Source organism: Bradyrhizobium nivariense, from assembly GCF_029846695.2.
Classification (GTDB): Bacteria; Pseudomonadota; Alphaproteobacteria; order Rhizobiales; family Xanthobacteraceae; genus Bradyrhizobium.
Genome location: NZ_JARWCR020000009.1, coordinates 166,046 through 187,134, shown reverse-complemented (window position 1 = coordinate 187,134; position 21,089 = coordinate 166,046). Strand labels below are relative to the sequence as shown.

Below are 21,089 nucleotides of genomic sequence, written 5' to 3'. Positions count from 1 at the left end.
AAACAAAGCGGCTGCATCTTCGCCCACTGGGCGTCCGTCAAAACGAATCGCTGCATCCAAAACTCCTTTCGGAGCTTGAATCACGGACGTTCCAATCTGTGAATCCTGAATCTCAACAGACCCTAGAGCGTCACAAAGAAAGTTCGAGTAAATCGTCCGGCTCAACTTTTCTGAAAATTTCAGTCAAATGAATGCGGTTCGCGATCAGATTCCGATGGCATGCGACGGGCGAGCAACATGATGTGCCCTTGCGACCACAACAAATTCCATTTGTTGCCGCGACGCGCTTCGAATTGCGCGAGCAGGCGGATCGGCTGCAACTCGTGGCAGCGCAAGTGGAGGCGAGAGAACCGCCGCTTTCGGTTAATGGATGTTGCGTTGCAATGCGGCCAGGCGGTTAAATCCGAAATACGATCGAGCCCGGGAATGCCAGAGTGTCGTCTGTGATCGAGCAAGTGAAGCCGTTCAGCGTCAAGCGCGCAGCATTGGCCGCCACCGTCGGCAACATGCTCGAATTCTACGACTTCATCACCTACAGCTTCTTCGCCATCCAGATCGGCCATAGCTTCTTCCCGACCGGAAGCGAGTACGGCAGCCTGATGCTGTCGCTGGCGACCTTCGGCGCCGGCTTCGTGACGCGGCCGATCGGCGGAATCGTGCTCGGGATCTATTCCGACCGGATCGGCCGGCGGCCCGCCATGCTGCTGAGCTTTGCGCTCATGGGGCTATCGATCCTGACCATCGCGCTCACGCCGTCCTATCAATCGATCGGCCTTGCTGCGCCCATCATCGTGATCGCGGCGCGTATGGCCCAAGGCTTTGCCCTCGGCGGCGAGGTTGGGCCGACCACCGCCTATCTGATCGAGATCGCGCCGCCCGAGCATCGGGCGCTGGTGGTGGCATGGCAGCCGGCGAGCCAGGAGATCGCCGCGACCGCGGGCGCGCTCGTCGGCGTCATCCTGAGCAGGACGATGGCGCCGGAGATGCTCGACGCCTATGGCTGGCGGGTGGCGTTTCTGATCGGGGCGGTCTGCCTGCCGTTCGGGTTCTGGATGCGGCGGACGCTGCCCGAGACGATCCCGCGGGCCGAAGCCGGTGCCCGCACCGTCGAACACACCAGTCATCTTTCGCAGGCGAGACGGCACCTTGGTATCATCGGACTTGCGCTGATGATCCTGGCAAGCGGCACGATCTCGACCTACGTCACCCAATACATGACGACCTATGCGCAGAACACACTCCACGTGTCGTCGACACTGGCTTTCGCCGTGTCGCTGGTCAGCAACGGCATTCAGTTCGTCGGCGCGTTGGTCGGGGGCTGGCTGGCAGATCGTCTCGGTCGCAAGCCGGTCATGATCTGGCCGCAGCTCGCAACGCTGCTGCTGACCTACCCGACCTTCCTGTGGATCGTCCGTGCACCCGGCGCGTTGTCGCTCCTGGTCGGTTTCGGTGTCCTGTCCGTCATCGGCTCGCTGCCGTTCACAGCGTTCTACGCGACCTTCACCGAGGCGCTGCCCCAGAACATCCGCGGCGGTGTGTTCGCGACCGTCTATGCGGTCGCGATCGCCAGCTTCGGCGGTACGGCGCAGCTCGTGGTCACTTGGCTCCTCCACGTCACCGGCAATCCGCTGGCGCCGGCCTGGTACCTGCTGCTTGCAGCGATCGTCGGACTTGTCGCGATGAGCCGGATGCCGGAGACTGCGCCGGTGAAACAGCGTCAGAACAAGGCCTGAAAGCGGCGCGCTCGCAGGCTGGTGATTTGCGTTTCGCCGGCAACTATTGGCGAATGCATCGTCTGAAGGATCAGGGCCAGGCATCAGGAAGGATGAACCGATGAGCATCGAAACCACCATGACATCCGACGTCGTCGGGCTGACCAAGGTCGCTCCGGTCTCGCGTCGCGGATTCATGAGCGCCACCGCGGCCGTCGCCGCCGGCTACACGCTTGCGGCCGGGCCCGTGCGCGCCGAGGCGATCACGACTGACACCGGCGGCCTCCAGACCGGCGACGCCAAGATCAAGGTCGGCTCCGAAGAGATGCCTGCCTATTTTGCCCGCCCGGCCGGCAACACCAAGGCGCCGGTGATCATCGTGGCGATGGAGATCTTCGGCTTGCACGAATACATCAGGGACGTGACGCGGCGGCTTGCCAAGCTCGGCGCGTTCGCAGTCGCGCCGGACTACTACTTCCGCAAGGGCGTCGACCTGACCAAGACCACCGACATCAAGGACCTGCTGCCGGTCGTCAATGCCAAGCCGGATGCGGAGCTGCTGTCCGATCTCGATGCGACGGTGGCGTGGGCGGGATCGCAAGGCGGCGATACCGCGAAACTCGGCATCGTCGGCTTCTGCCGCGGCGGACGCACCGTATGGGAATACGCCGCCCATAGCGGCAGCCTCAAGGCTGGTGTCGCGTTCTACGGAACGGTGGTCGACCCCGCCAATCCGCTGTGGCCGAAGAGCCCGATGCAGCTCGCGCCCGAGATGAAGGCGCCGGTGCTCGGCCTCTATGGCGGCGCCGATACCGGCATTCCCGTCACGCAGGTCGAACAGATGAAGGCCGCGCTCGAGCAGAACAAGAAGACGGCCGAATTCAAGATCTATCCGGAAGCGCCGCACGGCTTCCATGCCGACTACCGCAGCAGCTACCGCAAGGACGCCGCAGAAGATGCCTGGAAGCAGGCGCAGGCCTGGTTCAAGAAATACGGCGTCCTGAGCTGACGCTGGATTTTGGAGGGCGGCCCGGCCCTATCGGCCGCCCATTCTATTGCAACGCACCGGTCTCACTTCGTCATCGCGCCGTAGACGATGTCCTGCACCTGCTCGCGATAGTATTTGCGCAGCTCGCCAGGTGCGGCCGTTCCCACCACCACGACGAGACGTTCCTTGGGGTCGCAGAAGAACTGCGTCCCGTAAGCGCCGTTCCAGGTGAACTCGCCGGGATTGCCGGGGACCGACGACAGGCCCTCGCTGGTGCGGACCGCGACCGCAAGGCCAAAGCCGAAACCGGCGCGATGCGGCTCGATGTTCGCCACATTGTTCTTGATCTCGGGGCCGAGATGGTTGGTCGTCATGTGATGGACCGTCTTCGGCCCAAGGATGCGCTGGCCGTCGAGCTCGCCGCCGTTGAGCAGCATCTGCCCGAAACGGATGTAGTCGCCGACCGTCGCGAACGAGCAGGCGCCGCCGCAGTCAAACTTGGTCGGCGTGTCCAAAAGTTTGATGGCCTGCGGCTTTCCGGTCAGCGGATCGTCGGCAAACGGGCGGGCGAGGCGAGGGCGCTGTGCGTCGGTCGGATGGAAGGTCGCGTCCTTCATGCCGAGCGGCTGCCAGACATTGGCGGCGAGATAGTCGCCGAGCTTCTGCTCGCTGACTTTTTCGACGACGGCGCCCAGCACGTCGATCGAGAAGCCGTATTCGAACTCGGTCGACGGCTGATGTGCTAGCGGCAGTTTGGTGATGGCATCGATGAAGGCCTGGGTGTCGCCTTCGATCGCCGGCGCGGTGCCTTCCGGATATTGCCGTGCCACCGGGCTCGCGCTGTCCGGGCGACCGCCATACATCAGGCCGGACGTGTGTCGATACAGGTCGTGAATGAAGATCGGTGACGCCTGCGGTTCGAGTTTCAATGAACCGTCGCCCTGCTGAACGCCGACCTTCATGTCGGCAAAGCCGGGATAGTAGTCGGACAGCTTGGCCTGGAGCGGCAGCTTGCCTTGCTCCATCAAGGTCAGGCCCCCGACCGCCGCCATCGGCTTGGTCATCGAGGCCAGCGCGAAGATCGCGTCAACAGGCATCGGTGTGCCCTTGTCCGGATCCAGCATGCCATAAGCCTTGTAGTGCACGAGCCTGCCGTCCCGGGCGATCGCGACGACCGCGCCGGGGACGCGCTTGGCGGCGATCTCACGCGCGAAGAAATTGTCGAGCCGTGCAAGGCCTTGTTTCGAGAAGCCGGCGTCGTCGGGACTGGCTTCGGGCAACGGCGCGGCGCGCGCTGCACCGAACGTGATGACGGCAGCCGCCGCGATCATGGCGATCGTCTTCATTGAATCCTCCCAAGCGCGAGCTCGTTATACAGTGGCCCGCTCGGTGGCTAGATCACGACCGCACCGGCGCGAAGTCAAGCGCGGGCAGGGCATGTCTGGGACGCCGGGAATGCCGGAACCCTATCGTCCCTCTCCCGCGTGCCATAACGCATCCAGGGCGTGGCGGTAGGTCGGATAAGCAAGCGTGACGCCGAGCTCGCGCTTCAATTTCGCGTTGGAGACACGGGCGCTGCTGGCATAGAAGCTGCGGGCCATCGCCGACATCTCGGCGGTCTCGAACGCCTCTTCGGGCGGCGGCGCTACATTCATCAGCTTCGCCGCGTAAGCGATCACGTCCTGCGGCGGTGCGGGCTCGTCGTCACAGACGTTCCAGATGCCGCCGCTCGGGTGATGAACCGCGGCCATGACCGCGCTCGCGATGTCGTCGACGTGGATGCGGTTGAACACCTGTCCCGGCTTGATGATGCGCCGGGCCGTTCCCGCCCGCAGTGTCGCCAGCGCGTTGCGGCCGGGGCCGTAAATGCCAGCAAGCCGCAGGATTGCGGCGTTGCCACTGGTTGTGTCCGTCCAGGCCTGTTCCGCTGCGACCCGCATGCGCGTGCGGTCGAGCATCGCCTGCGGCGGCGTGCTCTCGTCGACCCATCCGCCGGCGTGGTCGCCATACACGCCGATGGTGGAGAGATAGATGATCTTGCGGCGATGGCCGGTCGTCAGCAGATCGCCGAACACCCCAATGGCGGGATCGCCGGCGCTGCCGGGCGGGATCGATACGAGAAGGACGTCGGCGTCGCTGATACGTTGCACTGTCCCGCGATCCGGATTGCCCCCGGAAAACGGGTGCAGCTCGATGCCGGCGAGATCGCCCCGCTGCGCGGGATCGCGCACGGTGCCGGCGATATGCGTGAAGGCGCCACCGAATAGGCGGACGAAATGCCCAGCACTATAGCCGAGGCCAAGGATGAAGAGCCGCATACGTCTCCCTTGCAGGTCGGAGTTCCCGTCCGCGCCGCAGCGCGTCTGTCGCTCATAAGAGATTTTTGGGTCCGACAAAAGATATTGCGATTTGTCTTGCCCGGCAGTGCAGGCGATGGTCCCTCGTCGGGAGGGACGCATCGATCATGCAGGCAGAAGCGCCCGCCATAGTGCCATGCGACGCCGCTGAGCTGGTCCGGCGCGCCGCCGCGCTGATCTTCGATGTCGACGGCACCTTGGCCGAGACCGAGGAGCTGCATCGGCAGGCCTTCAACCATGCCTTCGTCCGCCACGGTCTCGGCTGGCAGTGGGACCGGGCCGTCTACAAGGACCTGCTGCGGGTCACGGGCGGCAAGGAGCGCATCCGCGCCTACCACGCAAGGCTAGGGATCGCCCCACCGTTACCGGATGGGGACATCGCGGAACTCCACCGCATCAAGACCGCGCGTTATGCCGAACTGGTCGAGACCGGCTGTTGCCCCTTACGGCCCGGCGTGACGGATCTCCTCATCGCTGCCAAGGCGCGCGGCCAGCGGCTCGCGATCGCGACGACCACGTCGCACGGCAACATCGATGCGCTGCTGTCGCGGGCGCTGGGGCCGCGCTGGGCTGCGGATTTTGCTGCGGTCGTGGCCGGAGATGACGTGCGGCACAAGAAGCCCGCGCCGGATGTCTATTTCGAGATCCTGGCGCGGCTGAAGCTCAATGCATCCGACTGCGTCGCGATCGAGGATTCCGCCAACGGCCTGATCGCAGCCTCACGGGCGAACATTCCCGTGCTCATCACCACAAGCATGTTCTTCCGGGACGATGATTTTGGCGAGGCGCGGGTCGTGCTGGATGATCTGTCGGGGCTCGGATGAGGCCGCAGAACAAAAAAACTGAAAAACAACCCCATGCACAGTAGAACGTGCCTGCGAGCCGGCCGCCTTCAGTGGACGCGGTGGCTCGTTCTATCATCCTCAGGCTGCTCGACAATCTGCGCGATTGGGCTCGACTGGTGGTGCACCAGGCGCCAGCCGTCGCCGACGCGCCGAAAATGGTTGGCCGCGGCCAATGCGGTGCCGTCGACGATCTCGATGCAGAGCACGCGCGCGCTGTCGCCGTCGACGATGGCCTGCGGTTCGGCGCAGACGATCTGCGGCCGCTCCGGATTTTGGAGGATGTCGCGCCAGCTTCCGATCACCGTGGCCCGGCCGATGATGGCCGGCCAGCCGGGATGAATGCAGGAAATGGCGTCGTCCTCCGCCCACATCCGCTCCATGCCGTCAAAGTCGCCGGTCGAGAAGGCCGCGTAAAAGGCCGCGTTGGCGGCGATCACCTTGCTGTCCTCTGTCATGGCTCTCGGGTGAGGCAATGACAGGCAAAAATCAAGCGCGACTTCCGTCGACTTTGGCCGCAGTGCAGCATTGCTGCCCACTTTGTGGTCACGCAGAAACGTGCGTCGCCACCGTCCGCCGCGCGCCGTCCGCATAGAGACGGCCGAGCGCCGCGGTCACCGCCGCGCGCAGCCGCGGCTCGGCCCCGAGAGGCCCGAACACCTTGTCAACGCCGAGCAGTGCGGGCGCGAGCCGTTCGGCAACGGGACCTGCCTCGCGCGCCAAGCCAGCGAACTCGGCAGCGAGCGGATCGCGCACGTCGATGGCGTGGCCCTGTTCGTCGATCGCGGTGACATAGCGCATCCAGCCGGCGACCGCGAGCGCATGGGTCGCGATCGGCAAATTCTTGAGCAGGCGATCCTGCATCGCGCCGAGCAGCCGCTGCGGCAGCTTTTGCGAGCCGTCCATCGCGATCTGCCAGGTGCGATGATGCAGCGCCGGATTGGCGAAGCGCTTGAGCAGCGAGGCGCGGTAGGCGGCAAGGTCGGTGCCGGCAGGCATCGTCAGCGTCACCGCGGCCTCTTCCATCACCTGCGCGGCGAGACGCGTGAAATGCGGATCTAGCATGGTATCCGCGATGGTCTCGTAGCCTGAGAGATAGCCGAGATAGGCCAGCGCGGAATGGCTGGCGTTGAGCAGCCGCAGCTTCATCAGCTCGAACGGCTTGACGTCGTTCACCAGCTCGACGCCGGCCGCGGCAAGATCGGGCCGGCCCGCCGTAAAGCGGTCCTCGACCACCCATTGCGTGAACGGTTCGGTCATGACAGGCCATGCGTCGCGCAGGCCGAGCGCGGATGAGACCGCATCGCGGTCGCTATCCGTCGTCTCCGGCACGATGCGGTCGACCATGGTTGAGGGGAAAGCAGCCGTATCGGCGATCCACTTGCCGAGGTCCTTCGACCGCAGCGCGGCGAACTGCGTCACGATCCGCTGCACGGTGTGGCCGTTGGCGGCGAGGTTGTCGCAGCTCAGCACGGTGAAGGGCGGGGCGCCCAGTGCCCGCCGCCGCGCCAGCGCCGCGACGATGAAACCGGGCGCCGAGCGCGGCGCGTCGAAATTGTTGAGATCGTGCACGACATCAGGATGCCGCTCGTCGAGATCGCCGGTCTGCGGCGTGTGGCAATAGCCCTTCTCGGTGACGGTGAGGGAGACGATGCGAATGGCGGGATCGGCCATTCGCTCGACCAGTCGTGCCGGGCTCTCGCGCGCGACCACGCTGTCGAGCAGCGCACCGATGATGCGGTGTTCGGTACTTTCGGCCGCACGGACGGCAACCGTATAGAGATGGTCCTGCGGGGCGAGGGCGTCGCGCGTGTCAGGGCTGCGCAGGCTCGCGCCGACAATGCCCCACGACGTGGCCCCGGTGGCAAGGCAATCGTCGATGACGACGGCCTGGTGCGCGCGATGAAACGCGCCAAGGCCGAGATGCACGATGCCGGGCGTGACGCGCGAACGGTCGTAGGCCGGGCGGCGGATGCCGGATGGCAGCCGGTCGAGATTGGCGCGGCCAAGGCGCGTTGAATTAAGGCGCATGGTCGTCTCTCCCCTTGTTTGGCCGCTGCTTGACATGGCGCCAGTCATCGGTCAATGCTGTGGTCAATTGGTAAGACCAATTTTCCAAAATTGGCGGGCCGCGGGCGCAAGAGCTGCCTGCGTGACCCTTTCGGGAGGACCAGCGTGCCGCTGGAAGCTGTGGAGGCGAGACGGCTTTATCGCCAGGTCGCCGATCAATTGCGAAGCCTGATCGACAGCGGCGAGTACGCGGTCGGCAGTCGCTTGCCGACCGAACGCGAGCTCGCCGAGCAGCTCAAGATCTCCAGGCCGACGGTGCGCGAAGCCCTGATCGCGCTCGAAGTCGAGGGCCGCCTCCGCATCCGCGTCGGTTCCGGCATCTACGTGATCGAGCCCGCTTCCATTGCCGCGCCTGCACCTGCTTCCGTCATCGAAGGTCCATTCGAGCTGCTGCGCGCCCGCGAATTTCTGGAAAGCGCCATCGCCGAAGAGGCCGCGCGCGTGGCGACGAAGGACGACATCGCCCGCATCGACGCGTCCCTCGTTGCAATGGAGAATGTCGAGCATCCGGGCGAGGCCTCGATGGTCCACGACCGCGCCTTCCACGTCGCAATCGCTGGAAGCCTCGGCAATGCCGTCCTGGTGCGCGTGGTCGGCGAGCTGTTCGATCAGCGCCTCAATCCCTATTTCGCGCAGCTTGCGCATTATTTCGAAAGCCCGGGCACGTGGCGCACTGCGCTCGACGAGCACCGAGCGGTGCGCGATGCCATCGCCGCACACGATCCTGAAGCGGCTCGCGAGGCCATGCGCGATCATCTCGCGCGCTCGCAGGAACGCTTTGCGCAGAACTTCGGCGCCGAGATCGCGGCAGGACCGTCCTCCGGGCGCAGCCGGGCGATCCGATCCACGGCAAAACCGGCAAGACCAAAACGAGCGCCGAAGGAGCAGGCCAAGAGCGGGACTACGCGGCGGCGATGATATTGGGCGGTCCGGACCCGCTTCGGGCGTCGGGCGAACAAGAAGCAGACTTAAAAGATGGAGGAAAAATCAGTGTTGAAGAAAATGACAATGGTGCTGGCGGTCTCGGCCGCGGCAATGCTTGCTACGACCAATGCCGGCATGGCGCAGACCAAGCTCAAATGGGCCCATGTCTACGAAACATCGGAGCCGTTCCACACCGCGTCGGTGTGGGCTGCGCAGGAGATCGGCAAGCGCACCAACGGGCGCTATGCGATCGACGTCTATCCGGCGTCCCAGCTCGGCAAGGAAGCCGACATCAACCAGGGCCTTTCGCTCGGCTCGGTCGACATCATCATCTCCGGCTCGAGCTTCGCGGCCAAGAGCTTTCCGCCGATTGGCGTGACCTACTATCCCTACACCTTCCGCGACGCCGACCATCTGCTCGCCTACACCAAGAGCGACATCTTCAAGGAGCTCGCCAAGGGTTATGAGGACAAGAGCGGCCACCACATCGTCGCGGTGACCTATTACGGCGTACGCCAGACCTCGTCGAACAAGCCGATCAAGACCTGCGCCGACCTCAAGGGCCTGAAGATGCGCGTGCCCGACGTTCCGGCCTATCTCGCAATGCCGCGCGCCTGCGGCGCCAACACCGCGCCGATCGCCTTCGCCGAGGTCTATCTGGCGCTCCAGAACGGCACCGTCGAGGCGCAGGAGAATCCGCTGACCACAATCGAAGCCAAGAAGTTCTACGAGGTGCAGAAGCACATCGTGCTGACCGGCCACATCGTCGACCACCTCAACACGGTGGTGGCGGGTGCGCTCTGGAAGAAGTTGAGCGACGAGGACAAGAAGATATTCACCGACGTTGCGCAGGAAGCCGCCGCCAAGGCGACCGCGGAGATCAAGCAGAACGAGGCCAAGCTGGTCGCCTTCTTCAAGGAGAAGGGCCTGACCGTGACCGAGGTCGACAAGAAAGAGTTCCGCGACACCGTGCTGAAGAACGTCGCGTTCGAGACCTTTGGCTACCGCAAGGCCGATTGGGAGCGGATCCAGGACGTGAAGTGATCGCGCCAAGCTTGCGAGAACCTCATGGTGAGGAGCGCGAAGCGCGTCTCGAACCATGAAGGCCCGGGTGTCACTCAGGTGTTGCCCGGGACCATCCTTCGAGACGCTTGCTTCGCAAGCTCCTCAGGATGAGGAGCAGAGCGAGTTTGACGCAGTAGGACTAAGTCCTTTGAGGAGTAACCCCATGTCCACCGTCGAAACGCACCGGCAGATCACCGCGGACGAGATCGCCCACACCTTCGAGGAGGAGGCGACGCCGAAGGTCGATCTCGGCGTCTACGCTTTCGAGGACTGGGTCGCGCTGGCGATCTTCTGGGTGATGGCGCTCGCCGTCTTCCTCCAGTTTTTCACCCGCTACGTGCTCAACGACAGCTACGCCTGGACCGAGGAGATCGCGACCTACTGCCTGATCGGCGTGGTCTTCATCGGTGCGTCGATGTGCGTGCGGCTGTCGCGGCACATCCAGGTCGACCTCATCTACCGCTATCTGCCCCACCTCGTGGCCCGCGCGCTGTCGACGGTGATCGACGTGATCCGGATCGCCTTCTTTGGCTACGCCATCAAGCTGGTCTGGGTCTACATCCAGATCATCGGCGACGAGTCGATGACCACGATCAATTTGCCGAAGGACTACGTCTATTACGCCGTGCTGCTCGGCTTCGTGCTGATGTTCGTGCGCTCTCTGCAGGTGGCGCTGCAACATCTGCGACAGGGCTATTCGATCCTCGAACGCCCCGGCGCCTACGACGGTTTTGAAGGGTAATTTCATGCTACTGTTGCTTGGAGGCTTCCTCACCCTGATGCTGCTCGGCGTTCCCGTGGCGATCGCCATGGCCGCGTCGTCGCTGCTCTATATCCTGGTCAGCGGCGTGACGCCCGACGTCACGCTGGCGCAGCGCATGATCGCCGGCGTCGAGAGCTTTCCGCTGCTCGCCGTGCCGTTCTTCATCCTGGCCGGCAATCTCATGAACATCGCCGGCGTCACCGGCCGCATCTACAAGTTCGCCGTCGCGCTGGTCGGCTGGATGCGCGGTGGCCTCGGTCACGTCAACATCATCGGCTCGGTGATCTTCTCCGGCATGTCCGGCACCGCGATCGCGGATGCCGCGGGTCTCGGTACCATCGAGATCAAGGCGATGAAGGACCACGGCTACTCCACCGAGTTCTCGGTCGGCGTCACCGCGGCCTCGGCCACGCTCGGGCCCATCATCCCGCCGTCGCTGCCCTTCGTGATCTACGGCATGATGGCTAATGTCTCGATCGGCGCGCTGTTTCTGGGGGGCGTCATTCCAGGCGTCGTCCTGACGCTGCTCATGATGGCCACCGTCACCTACTTCGCGCACAAGAACAAATGGGGCAGCGATACGCCGTTCTCCTGGCCGCAATTGGGATCGGCGGGGCTCGAGATCGTCGTCGTACTGAGCTTCCCGATGGCTGTCTGGCTCCTGACAGTCGCCGGTCTCTCCACCAATTGGGCAGTTGGTCTTGGCTTGGTCGCCCTGCTCGCGATCGACTGGTACTTCGACTTCTCCGCGGTGATGGCCCTGATGGCGCCGGTGATCCTGATCGGTGGCATGACGCTCGGCTGGTTCACACCGACGGAAGCCGCGGTCGCCGCCGTGATCTGGTCGCTGTTCCTCGGCCTGGTGCGCTACCGCACCATGACGCTGAAAACAGTGGCGAAGGCGACCTTCGACACTATCGAGACCACGGCGTCGGTGCTGTTCATCGTCACGGCAGCCTCGATCTTCGCCTGGCTGCTCACGGTGTCGCAGGCAGCCCAGATGCTGTCGGACTGGATGCTCAGCATCACCCATAATAAATGGGTGTTCCTGGCGCTTGCGAACGTCCTGATCCTGTTCGTCGGCTGCTTCATCGACACCACGGCGGCGATCACCATTTTGGTGCCGATCCTGTTGCCGATCGTGCTCAAGCTCGGCATCGACCCGATCCATTTCGGTCTGATCATGACGCTGAACCTGATGATCGGCCTGTTGCATCCGCCGCTTGGGATGGTGCTGTTCGTACTCGCGCGCGTCGCAAAACTCTCGGTCGAGCGCACGACGATTGCGATCCTGCCGTGGCTGGTGCCGCTGATGGCTGCGTTGATCGCAATCACCTACATCCCCGAATTGACCCTCTGGCTGCCGAAATACATGGGACTTTCCAAATGACATCAACTGCTCTCGCCGCAACCCTGTTCGGTCCCGAAGATCTGCGCATGATCGAGCATCCGCTCGACAAGCTCGCTGAAGGCATGGTGCGTATCCGCTTCGGCGCCGGCGGCATCTGCGGCTCGGACATGCATTATTTCCGTCATGCCCGGACCGGCGATTTCGTGGTGAAATCGCCGCTGGTGCTCGGCCACGAGATCTCCGGCGAGGTCGCGGAGATCGCAGGCTCCGCAGCGAACCTGAAGGTCGGTGACCGTGTCGCCGTCAACCCGTCGCGCTGGTGCGGCCATTGCGTCGCCTGCCGCGAAGGCCGGCAGAATCTTTGCGAGAACATCTACTTCATGGGTTCGGCCTCGAAGACCCCGCACATGCAGGGCGGCTTTGCCAACTATTTCGATGCGATCCCGGCGCAGTGCGTGAAGATCCCCGACCACGTCTCCTATCAGGCCGCGGCGCTGGCCGAGCCCCTCGCAGTCTGCCTGCACGCGGTCGCGCGTGCCGGTAACATCGAGGGCAAGCGCGGCATCATCTTCGGCGCCGGTCCGATCGGGCTTCTGACCATGCTCGCCGCGCGCCGCGCCGGCATGACCGACATCACGGTGGCCGACATCGCGCCGGCGCCGCTCGCCTTCGCAAGCCGTCTCGGCGCCTCTCACGTCGAGAATGTCGCGGCCGGCGAGGAGGGCCTGAAGGCGCAGGCCGCGTCGCGCCCCTACGATGTCGCCTTCGAGGTCTCGGGCACGGCTGCTGGCCTTGCCAGTGCGATCGGCATTATCAGGCGCGGCGGCGTTGTGGTGCAGATAGGCAATCTGCCGGGCGGCCAGATTCCGGTGCCGGCCAATGCGGTGATGGCGAAGGAGATCGACCTGCGCGGCTCGTTCCGCTTCGGGCTCGAGTTCATGACGGCGGTGGAGCTGATTTCTGCCGGCAGCGTCGACGTGCTGTCGCTGGTCACCGCCGAGCGGCCGCTGTCCACCGCGCCGGATGCGCTGCGGCTGGCGCTGGACCGCTCGCAGAGCGTCAAGGTCGTGCTGACCGCGAACTGATTGGGAGAACGGGCATGATGCTGGAGGGATGGCGCTGGTACGGGCCCGATGATCCCGTGTCGCTGGATGATGTCAGGCAGGCCGGCGCGACGGATATCGTCTCGGCACTGCATCAGGTGCCGATCGGCGACGCCTGGACGCGCAAGGCGGTCGAGGAGCGCAAAGATTTCATCGAGCGCGGCCAGTCCGGCCGCTCGCAACTGACCTGGTCCGTGGTGGAATCGATTCCGATCCCCGACGACGTCAAGCGTCTCGGGGCTAAGGCATCGCGCTCAATCGAGACGTGGATCGCGAGCCTGGAGGCGGTGGCCGCTGCCGGCATCAAGATCATCTGCTACAACTTCATGCCGGTGGTTGACTGGTGCCGCACCGATCTCGAATGGGAGCTGCCGAACGGCGCTCGCGCCATGCGCTTCGACCAGGACCGTTTTGCCGCGTTCGAGCTGCACATCCTCAAGCGTCCGGCAGCGCTTCAGGAATACTCACCCGAGCAGCAGGCACGGGCGAAAAAGCTGTTCGATAAGATGAGCCAGGCCGACATCGACTATCTCATCATGGTCATCGCCAGCGCGCTGCCGGGGTCGACCACCGAGCCGATGACCATCCCGCAATTCCGCGATCGACTCGATACGTATCGCGACGTCACGCCAACAATCCTGCGGCAGCACCTCGCCGAGTTTTTGGGCCGCGTCGCGCCCGTCGCCGAGCAGCTCGGCGTCTCGTTGACACTGCATCCCGACGATCCGCCGCGCCCGCTGTTCGGCCTGCCACGCATTGCCTCGTCCGCCGATGACTATCAGGCGCTGTTCGATGCCGTGCCGTCCATGGCGAACGGCATCTGCCTGTGCACGGGGTCGCTCGGCGTGCGCGCCGAGAACAATCTGCCCGCAATGGCTGAGCGCTTCGGCCCGCGCATCGCTTTTGCGCATCTGCGCGCGACCAAGCGCGAGGCCGATGGCCTGTCGTTCTACGAGTCCGATCATCTCGACGGCGACGTCGACATGGTCGCGGTGCTGAAGGCGCTGCTCAAGGAGAACGCGCGGCGTTCGCCCGACCGGCAGATCGTGTTCAGACCCGACCATGGTCATCGCATGCTGGATGATCTCGCCGCCACCAAGCGCACCAATCCCGGCTACACCGCGATCGGCCGCCTGCGCGGCCTCGCCGAGCTCCGCGGCGCGATCCGCGCGATCGAACATCGATAGAGGTCAGCGGCTCCATCAGGCGAGAAATCGCCGCGATGGCGGCCGCTACCAGTATCGGCGGCGCTATGGCAAGATGATCGACGCGCGGAGCATGCCGTGAGCGGAGTTGAGAAATGCGCTTGGCACAATGTCATAACTTCCACGATTTCCGGAGGCTGGCGCGCCGCCGACTGCCCGGTCCCATCTTCGACTATATCGATGGCGCGGCCGATGATGAGACGACCCATCGCCGCAACAGCGCGAGCTTCGAGCATTGTGACCTCGTGCCCAACGTGCTCCGCGGCGTGCAGGAAGTCGATCTCTCGGTCAATATCATGGGCCAGAAGCTCGCGCTGCCGTTCTACTGCTCGCCGACCGCCTTGCAGCGCCTGTTCCATCATGAAGGCGAGCGTGCCGTCGCCGCTGCCGCTGCCCGCTACGGCACCATGTTCGGCGTCTCCTCGCTCGGCACGGTGGGCCTGGAGGAATTGCGCAAGGCCCACGACACACCGCAGGTCTATCAATTTTATTTCCACAGGGATCGCGGTCTCAACCGCGCCATGATGCAGCGCGCGAAGGACGCGGGCGTCGAGGTGATGATGCTGACGGTCGACAGCATCACCGGAGGAAATCGCGAGCGCGATCTGCGCACCGGCTTCAGCATTCCGTTCCGCCTGACGCCTGCGGGCGTGCTGCAGTTCGCGATCAAGCCGATGTGGGGTATCCAGTATGTCAGCCACGAGAAATTCAGGCTCCCGCAACTGGATGAGCACGTCGACATGAGCAGCGGCGCCATGTCGATCGGCCGCTACTTCACGGAAATGCTGGATCCCGCGATGAATTGGGACGATGTCGCGGAGATGGTGCGGACCTGGAACGGGTCGTTCTGCCTGAAGGGGATCATGTCGGTGGAAGACGCGCGCCGCGCGGTCGACATCGGCTGTGCCGGGATCGTCCTTTCCAACCATGGCGGCCGCCAGCTCGACGGCTCCCGCTCGGCTTTCGATCAACTCGCCGAAATCGTCGATGCCGTGGGCGACCGCATCGACGTGATGATGGACGGTGGCATCCAGCGCGGAACCCATATCCTGAAAGCGCTGTCGCTCGGGGCCAAGGCGGTAGGGCTTGGACGATACTATCTCTATCCGCTCGCCGCCGCCGGTCGGCCCGGCGTCGAGCGAGCCCTCGGCCTGCTGCGGGCCGAGCTCGAGCGCGATATGAAGCTGATGGGATGCACATCGATCAGCCAGCTATCGCGCGCCAATCTGCGCTTCCGGTCCGGGCAGCGCCGTGATCATTCGGCATCAATAGCAGGCCGCCATCGCGCCGAGCTTCGGATAGAGCCGGTCGATCGCGGCGATCTCGCTTTTCATCTGCGCGGTGATCCAGTCGCGGATCTCGGCGGCGATGGGGCGCATCGGCCGGTTGCGCGGTGGCAGGAATTCGCAGATGCGGCGTGTGGTGGTGAGCGTGTCGGAGGCCGGCACCAGCGCGCCGGTCAACAGCCAGTGCGAGGCGACCGTCAGCCAACCGAGCGCGATGCCCTGGCCGAGCAGGGCGGCCTGCATCACGACGGCATAATCGGTGAAGCTCAGCGCCTTGGCCGCACCGCGGCGCCCGGTGAGGAGCGATGCGTAATCCGCGGCCCAGTCGCCCGGCGTCTCGGCGAGCCGAATGATGGTGTTGCCCTCGGCGGGATCGGTTTCGCCGAGATAGGCAGGGCTGCACATCGGCAGCATGACTTCCTTCATCACCAGCGTGCCGCCGGATGACGGCTCCTCGCGATCGCGGAAGCGCATGCCGAGATCGACATTCTCCACCGGTCCGCGCAGCGCGCCGGAGATGAGCTGGAAGCGCAAATCGACCTGCGGGAATTGCCGCTGCAGCTTGTCGATGCGCGGCATCAGCCAATGCGTGGTGAAGGCGGAGGAGACCGACAGCGTCACCGTCTCGGTGCCCTTGCGGCGCCGCTCGATCTCGACCAGCCCGCTCTCGATGCTGCGAAAGCCTTCGAGCACGCGGCGATACAAGAGTTCGCCTTCCTCGGTGAGCACCGCGCGTCCCGCCTTGCGGTCGAACAGGCGGACGCCGAGATGCTCCTCGAACTGGCCGAGCATCCGGCTCACCGCAGGCTGGGTGACGTTCAGTTCGGCGGCGGCCGCAGTGAAGCTGCCATTGCGCGCCGCTGCGTCGAAGACGAACAGGGCGTTACTGGAGGGCAGCATCCGGCGCAGCTCGGGCATAACGCCATGTTATGAGCTAGGTGAGAATTTGGCAATTGCCGAGTTTTGCCAAGTCTGGTGTCATTGGTATCACAGCCTAAAGACAGGGCTCACGAGCGAAGATTGAGTGCAGTGCACGCTTCGACCGTGAATGCCAAAAATTCCTGTCTATAAAGCAGGCTTATGGCGCGCAGTGAGGCGCGCCATTGCAGGGACAAGGGCGAGGTCGATCGTTGGACAAACGAGCGGAAAGCGTCGAGATCAGATCCGCGAGCAAGGCCTATGGCGCCGTTCGCGCCCTCGACGACGTGTCCCTCAATGTCGCTGCCGGCGAGTTCGTCTCGCTGCTCGGCCCCTCCGGCTCCGGCAAGACCACGCTGCTCGGCATCCTTGGCGGCTTCATTCTGCCATCGAGCGGAACGATCCTGTTCGGCGGCCGCGACGTCACCTGGATGCCGCCGCACAAGCGCGACATCGGCGTCGTCTTCCAGAACTACGCGCTGTTCCCGCATATGAGCGTCGGCGAGAACGTCGCCTTTCCCTTGCGTGCGCGGCGCCTGCCCAAATCGACCTGGCCCGACAAGGTGCGCGCGGCGCTCGCGATGGTCGGCCTTGCCGGCTATGAAGAGCGCGGCATCGCCCAGCTTTCCGGCGGCCAGCGCCAGCGCGTGGCGCTCGCACGCGCCATGATCTTCGAGCCACGGCTGATCCTGATGGACGAACCGCTGTCCGCGCTCGACAAGCAGCTGCGCGAATCCATGCAGATCGAGCTGCGCACGTTGCACAAGCGCATCGGCGCCACCATCATCTACGTCACCCACGATCAGCGCGAAGCGCTGACCATGAGCGACCGCGTCGCCGTGATGAAGGATGGCCGGCTTGTCCAGATCGACCAGCCGGAGCGCCTGCACGACCATCCCGCCGATTCCTTCGTCGCGAGCTTTATCGGCGAAGCGACGTTGCTGCCGGTGCGTCGCGTCGATGCCTCCAGCGTCGCGCTTGGCGACGCCTTGCTGCGCAGCGCCCGCGCTATTCCTTCAGGCGACGCCCTGATGCTCGCCGTGCACAGCGAAAAGCTGCTGATCGACGACGGCGCGCAGGACGCAGTCTGCAACAAGTTGACCGGCACCGTCACCGACATCGTCTACCAGGGCGAGAGCCTGCGCATTTTTCTGGTGCTCGCCGACGGCACCGCACTCAGCCTGCGCCAGCCGAGCTACCACCAGGCCCATCAGCGCATTCCGCCGCCCGGCGGCAGCCTCACCGTCACGCTTCATCCCGAGGATACCATCATCGTCCCCAGGGCGAGCGACTGAACTTAAGCCCTGTCCAACCGAGAGAAGAAACCAGAATGTCGTCAGCAGCCTCGTTCAGCAATTTCAAGGTTCTCACCTTCGACGTCGTCGGCACCTTGATCGATTTCGAGACCGGCGTGCTCTCCGCGGTGCGCAGGATCTCGGGCAAGTCGCCGGCCGAGCTCAGCGACGACAAGATTTTCGAATCCTACAAGCGCGGCCGCGACAAGCACCATGAGCGCTCGAGCGAGGTCATGTTCCACGTCTACCGCTATCTCGCCAAGGAGCTCGGGCTGCCGGCCGACGATGCGTCCTGCGAAATGTTCCAGCTCGCCGTGCTGCGCTGGGGACCGTTCCCGGACTCGGTCGAGGCTCTGAAGCGCCTGCGCACGAAATTCCGTCTGGTCGCGATGACCAACGCCGATCGCGTCGCGCTGTCCTGCTATGCGCATGCGCTCGGCGATCCCTTCGACGATACCGTCTGCGCCGACGAGACCGGCGTTGCGAAGCCCAATCCGGAGTTCTTCGCCTACAACAAGGGTCGTCAGTCCGCTTTCGGCTACAAGCAGTCCGATATCCTGCATGTCGCGCAGAGCCAGTATCACGACATCGGAATCGTGCGGAAGCTCGGCTACAAGGTGTGCTGGATCGAGCGCCGCCAGGGCATGGCCGGCTTTGGCGGCACACCGGCCGTGGAGACCCTGACCAAGCCGGACTTCCATTTTCCGACCTTGAAGGCGCTCGCCGACGCGGCCATCGGGCCGGCGGCGTAAGGCATGAGCGGTGGCATGACACGGGACTGGAGCGCATTGCCATCGGCCAACTCGCTGTGGGCCGCCACGGCAGAGCCGGCGCGCGCGTTTCCGGTCCTGTCGGGCGAGCAGCAGGCGGATGTGGTGATCATCGGCGCGGGCTATACCGGCCTGTCCGCAGCTCACCACATCGCCAAGAGCGGGCTTGCGCCGATCGTGCTCGAGGCCAACCGCCCCGGCTGGGGCGCGAGTGGCCGCAATGGCGGCGTGATCACCGCAAAGTTCCGCCTCTCGTTCCGCGAGATCGACGCCGTGCACGGCCGCGCCATGGCGCAGCGCATGTACGGGATCGCGCATGAATCCACGGACATCGTCGAGGAGCTGGTCTCCGAATTTGGCATCACCAGTGCCGCGTTGACGCGCACCGGCCAGGTCAAGGCGGCCCACAACGAGACGACCCTGAAAGCCGCGATCGGCGAGGCCAACTGGATGAAGCGCGAGATGGGCGATGCGGAGGTCCGCGTCCTCGACAGGGGACAAGTGCGCGACGAGACCGGCTCCGATATTTTCGTCGGCGGCGTGCTCAATCCTGGCTCCGGGGGCATCCATCCGCTGAATTATCTGCGCGGTCTCGCCGATGGCGTGGCGCGCCGCGGCATCCCCATTTTCCAGGAGTCGCCGGTCATAAAGCTCCGGCGCGAGACCAGCGGCATCGTCGCCGAAACGCCGCAAGGCGCGGTGCGGGCGAAGCAGGCGATCATCGCCACCAACAGCTATTCGGATCTGACGGATGCCACCGCGCACATGCAGCGCACGCTGATCCCGTTCCGCAGCGCCATCATCGCGACCGACAAGCTGCCGCGCAACCTCGCGGGAAGCCTGATGCCGACCGGGCGCACCTACACCGAGACCAAGCGCATGATGCGCTGGTTCCGGATGGTCGACAACCGCGTGATTTTTGGTGGCCGCGGCGCGTTCGGCAAGCAGGATTCGGAAACCGCCTTCGACGCGTTGCGCAAGGCGATGGTCGGCATCTTCCCGGATCTCGCCGACGTCCCGCTCGCCTACAAATGGTCGGGCCTGGTCGGCATGACGCTGGACTCCGTGCCGCATATCGGCCGGCTCGACGACCGCACGCTGTTCTCGATGGGCTACAACGGCGCGGGCGTGGCGATGTCGAGCCTGATGGGCCGCTATCTCGCCGCCTTCGTGCGCGGCGAGACGCCCGAGGTCGGGCTGCTCGATGCGCGGCGATTGCAAGCCATCCCGTTCTATCCGTTGCGCGAGCCCGCCGTGCGCATGGTCGCCGGCTGGTACCAGTTTCTCGATGCGATCGGTCAGTGACTTTTAATTGGTGACAGAGGAGGCGAGGATGACGACGAAACGAGATTTTGGATTTGGCTACGCTTTGTTGGGCGGATCGCTCGGCTTGTTCGCAACAACCGGCATCGCCGCCGCTGCCGAACAAATCACCTTTGTGTCGCAGGGCGGCGCCTATCAGCAGGCGCAGACGATAGCGATCCTCGATCCCTCCGCCAAGAAGCTCGGCATCACCATCAACCAGGACTCCATTCCCGACGCCTGGCCTGCGATCAAGACGCAAGTCGGCAGCGGCAAGCCGATCTGGGATGTCGTGGATACGCCAACCGGCTACTGCCTGCGCGGCGGCGAACAGGGGCTGATCGAGAAACTCGATTTCTCGAAGATCCCGAACGCAGCGGCGATGCCCGAAGCGTATCGCAACCCGTATTCGGTGTCGTACGAGTTCTATTCCAGCGTGCTGGCCTTCAGTCAGAAAACGTTTCCGAAGGACGCGCCGAACAGCTGGGTGGATTTCTGGGACGTCAAGAAATTCCCCGGCCGCCGCGCGCTGCGCAACCATCCGATCGCCACGCTCGAGGCGGCGCTGATGGCCGACGGCGTCGCGCCCGACAAACTCTATCCGCTCGACGTCGATCGCGCGTTCAAGAAGCTGGAAGAGATCAAGCCGCACATCACGGTGTGGTGGACCTCAGGCGCGCAGTCGGCGCAGTTGCTCAACGACGGCGAGGTCGACATGGAGATGGCCTGGAACGGCCGCGTCAGCGCGGTCGCGAAGGAAGGCGCCAAGGTCGCGTTCACCTATAATCAGGGTATCCTTCAGAGCACCTCGCTCTGCATCCTCAAGGGCGCGCCGAATCTCGAGACCGCAGTCAAATTCCTCAACGAGGCCGTCGATCCCGTTCACCAGGCCAATCTGCCGCTCAATATCGATTACGGACCGGGCAATCCCAAGGCGTTCGATACCGGCGTGATCAAGCCCGAGCGCGCCGCGCAATTGCCGAGCGAGCCGGCCAATGCGGCGAAGCAGGCGCTGATGTCCTACGCCTGGTGGTCGTCGCCGGCGGGCGAGGCGGCCGAGAAGCGCTGGGCGTCGTTCATGCAGAAGTAAGCGAAGCGAAGCATACAAAAGTAAGCAAAGCGAGGCTGCGTTGACGAC

Annotated in this window: 19 protein-coding genes and 1 pseudogene; 15 read left to right on the top strand and 5 right to left on the bottom strand. The window is 64.5% G+C overall.

Going from position 1 to position 21,089, the window contains the following annotated elements:
• From QCM77_RS10620 to QCM77_RS10610, 3 genes are all read left to right on the top strand, one after another.
• The coding region (locus QCM77_RS10620; RefSeq protein ID WP_279683275.1) for a hypothetical protein at positions 1 to 191 on the top strand (191 nt) is incomplete at its 5' end.
• 252 nt (positions 192 to 443) lie between these two features.
• On the top strand, positions 444 to 1,733 hold the full coding sequence (locus tag QCM77_RS10615; protein ID WP_279683285.1) for an MFS transporter: 1,290 nt from the start codon (positions 444 to 446) through the stop codon (positions 1,731 to 1,733).
• Positions 1,734 to 1,833: 100 nt separating this feature from the next.
• Complete coding sequence (locus QCM77_RS10610; protein ID WP_279659426.1) at positions 1,834 to 2,721, top strand: dienelactone hydrolase family protein; 888 nt, start codon at positions 1,834 to 1,836, stop codon at positions 2,719 to 2,721.
• Positions 2,722 to 2,783: 62 nt separating this feature from the next.
• On the opposite strand, the gene QCM77_RS10605 is transcribed toward QCM77_RS10610, so the two are convergent.
• A complete protein-coding gene (locus QCM77_RS10605; RefSeq protein WP_279659427.1) occupies positions 2,784 to 4,046 on the bottom strand; it encodes a serine hydrolase domain-containing protein in 1,263 nt (420 codons plus the stop codon).
• 120 nt (positions 4,047 to 4,166) lie between these two features.
• Entirely contained in the window at positions 4,167 to 5,018 is an 852-nt protein-coding gene (locus tag QCM77_RS10600; RefSeq protein WP_279659428.1) for an SDR family oxidoreductase, read from the bottom strand.
• 146 nt (positions 5,019 to 5,164) lie between these two features.
• On the opposite strand from QCM77_RS10600, the gene QCM77_RS10595 reads away from it, so the two are divergent.
• The gene (locus QCM77_RS10595; RefSeq protein ID WP_279683273.1) at positions 5,165 to 5,881 is read left to right on the top strand and encodes an HAD family hydrolase; all 717 of its coding nucleotides are present in this window, start codon (positions 5,165 to 5,167) and stop codon (positions 5,879 to 5,881) included.
• Between the two features lie 68 nt (positions 5,882 to 5,949).
• On the opposite strand, the gene QCM77_RS10590 is transcribed toward QCM77_RS10595, so the two are convergent.
• Both QCM77_RS10590 and QCM77_RS10585 read right to left on the bottom strand, forming a co-directional pair.
• Complete coding sequence (locus QCM77_RS10590) at positions 5,950 to 6,357, bottom strand: nuclear transport factor 2 family protein (protein WP_279659430.1); 408 nt, start codon at positions 6,355 to 6,357, stop codon at positions 5,950 to 5,952.
• Between the two features lie 88 nt (positions 6,358 to 6,445).
• Positions 6,446 to 7,930, bottom strand: a complete 1,485-nt coding sequence (locus QCM77_RS10585) for a mannitol dehydrogenase family protein (RefSeq protein WP_279683271.1) — start codon at positions 7,928 to 7,930, stop codon at positions 6,446 to 6,448.
• Positions 7,931 to 8,074: 144 nt separating this feature from the next.
• Here QCM77_RS10585 and QCM77_RS10580 point away from each other — a divergent pair, with 144 nt between their 5' ends.
• The 7 genes and pseudogenes from QCM77_RS10580 to QCM77_RS10550 all read left to right on the top strand — a co-directional run.
• Positions 8,075 to 8,887: a FadR/GntR family transcriptional regulator gene (locus QCM77_RS10580; protein ID WP_279659432.1), complete on the top strand. Its 813-nt coding sequence runs from the start codon at positions 8,075 to 8,077 to the stop codon at positions 8,885 to 8,887.
• A 90-nt stretch (positions 8,888 to 8,977) separates the two neighbouring features.
• Complete coding sequence (locus QCM77_RS10575) at positions 8,978 to 9,937, top strand: sialic acid TRAP transporter substrate-binding protein SiaP (RefSeq protein ID WP_279683283.1); 960 nt, start codon at positions 8,978 to 8,980, stop codon at positions 9,935 to 9,937.
• Positions 9,938 to 10,121: 184 nt separating this feature from the next.
• On the top strand, positions 10,122 to 10,700 hold the full coding sequence (locus tag QCM77_RS10570) for a TRAP transporter small permease (RefSeq protein ID WP_279683269.1): 579 nt from the start codon (positions 10,122 to 10,124) through the stop codon (positions 10,698 to 10,700).
• Positions 10,701 to 10,704: 4 nt separating this feature from the next.
• On the top strand, positions 10,705 to 12,111 hold the full coding sequence (locus QCM77_RS10565) for a TRAP transporter large permease (RefSeq protein ID WP_279683267.1): 1,407 nt from the start codon (positions 10,705 to 10,707) through the stop codon (positions 12,109 to 12,111).
• The gene (locus QCM77_RS10560; RefSeq protein ID WP_279683265.1) at positions 12,108 to 13,157 is read left to right on the top strand and encodes an L-idonate 5-dehydrogenase; all 1,050 of its coding nucleotides are present in this window, start codon (positions 12,108 to 12,110) and stop codon (positions 13,155 to 13,157) included. The genes QCM77_RS10565 and QCM77_RS10560 overlap by 4 nt, the downstream gene beginning before the upstream one ends.
• A gap of 14 nt (positions 13,158 to 13,171) precedes the next feature.
• On the top strand, positions 13,172 to 14,362 hold the full coding sequence (uxuA, locus tag QCM77_RS10555; protein ID WP_279683263.1) for a mannonate dehydratase: 1,191 nt from the start codon (positions 13,172 to 13,174) through the stop codon (positions 14,360 to 14,362).
• Positions 14,363 to 14,475: 113 nt separating this feature from the next.
• A pseudogene (locus QCM77_RS10550) lies at positions 14,476 to 15,618 on the top strand (alpha-hydroxy acid oxidase); the annotation flags it as partial.
• A 27-nt stretch (positions 15,619 to 15,645) separates the two neighbouring features.
• On the opposite strand, the gene QCM77_RS10545 reads toward QCM77_RS10550, so the two are convergent.
• Entirely contained in the window at positions 15,646 to 16,584 is a 939-nt protein-coding gene (locus QCM77_RS10545; protein WP_279683261.1) for a LysR family transcriptional regulator, read from the bottom strand.
• 212 nt (positions 16,585 to 16,796) lie between these two features.
• Here QCM77_RS10545 and QCM77_RS10540 point away from each other — a divergent pair, with 212 nt between their 5' ends.
• The 4 genes from QCM77_RS10540 to QCM77_RS10525 are packed head-to-tail and all read left to right on the top strand — an operon-like array spanning position 16,797 to position 21,041.
• Positions 16,797 to 17,879: an ABC transporter ATP-binding protein gene (locus tag QCM77_RS10540; RefSeq protein WP_279683259.1), complete on the top strand. Its 1,083-nt coding sequence runs from the start codon at positions 16,797 to 16,799 to the stop codon at positions 17,877 to 17,879.
• Positions 17,880 to 17,914: 35 nt separating this feature from the next.
• Positions 17,915 to 18,631, top strand: a complete 717-nt coding sequence (locus tag QCM77_RS10535; RefSeq protein ID WP_279683257.1) for an HAD family hydrolase — start codon at positions 17,915 to 17,917, stop codon at positions 18,629 to 18,631.
• A 15-nt stretch (positions 18,632 to 18,646) separates the two neighbouring features.
• Positions 18,647 to 19,954 carry an NAD(P)/FAD-dependent oxidoreductase gene (locus QCM77_RS10530; RefSeq protein WP_279683256.1) on the top strand — a complete coding sequence of 436 codons (1,308 nt, stop codon included), beginning with the start codon at positions 18,647 to 18,649 and terminating at the stop codon, positions 19,952 to 19,954.
• A 28-nt stretch (positions 19,955 to 19,982) separates the two neighbouring features.
• Positions 19,983 to 21,041, top strand: coding sequence for an ABC transporter substrate-binding protein (locus QCM77_RS10525; RefSeq protein ID WP_279683255.1), 1,059 nt, complete (start codon positions 19,983 to 19,985; stop codon positions 21,039 to 21,041).
• Positions 21,042 to 21,089: the final 48 nt, after the last annotated feature.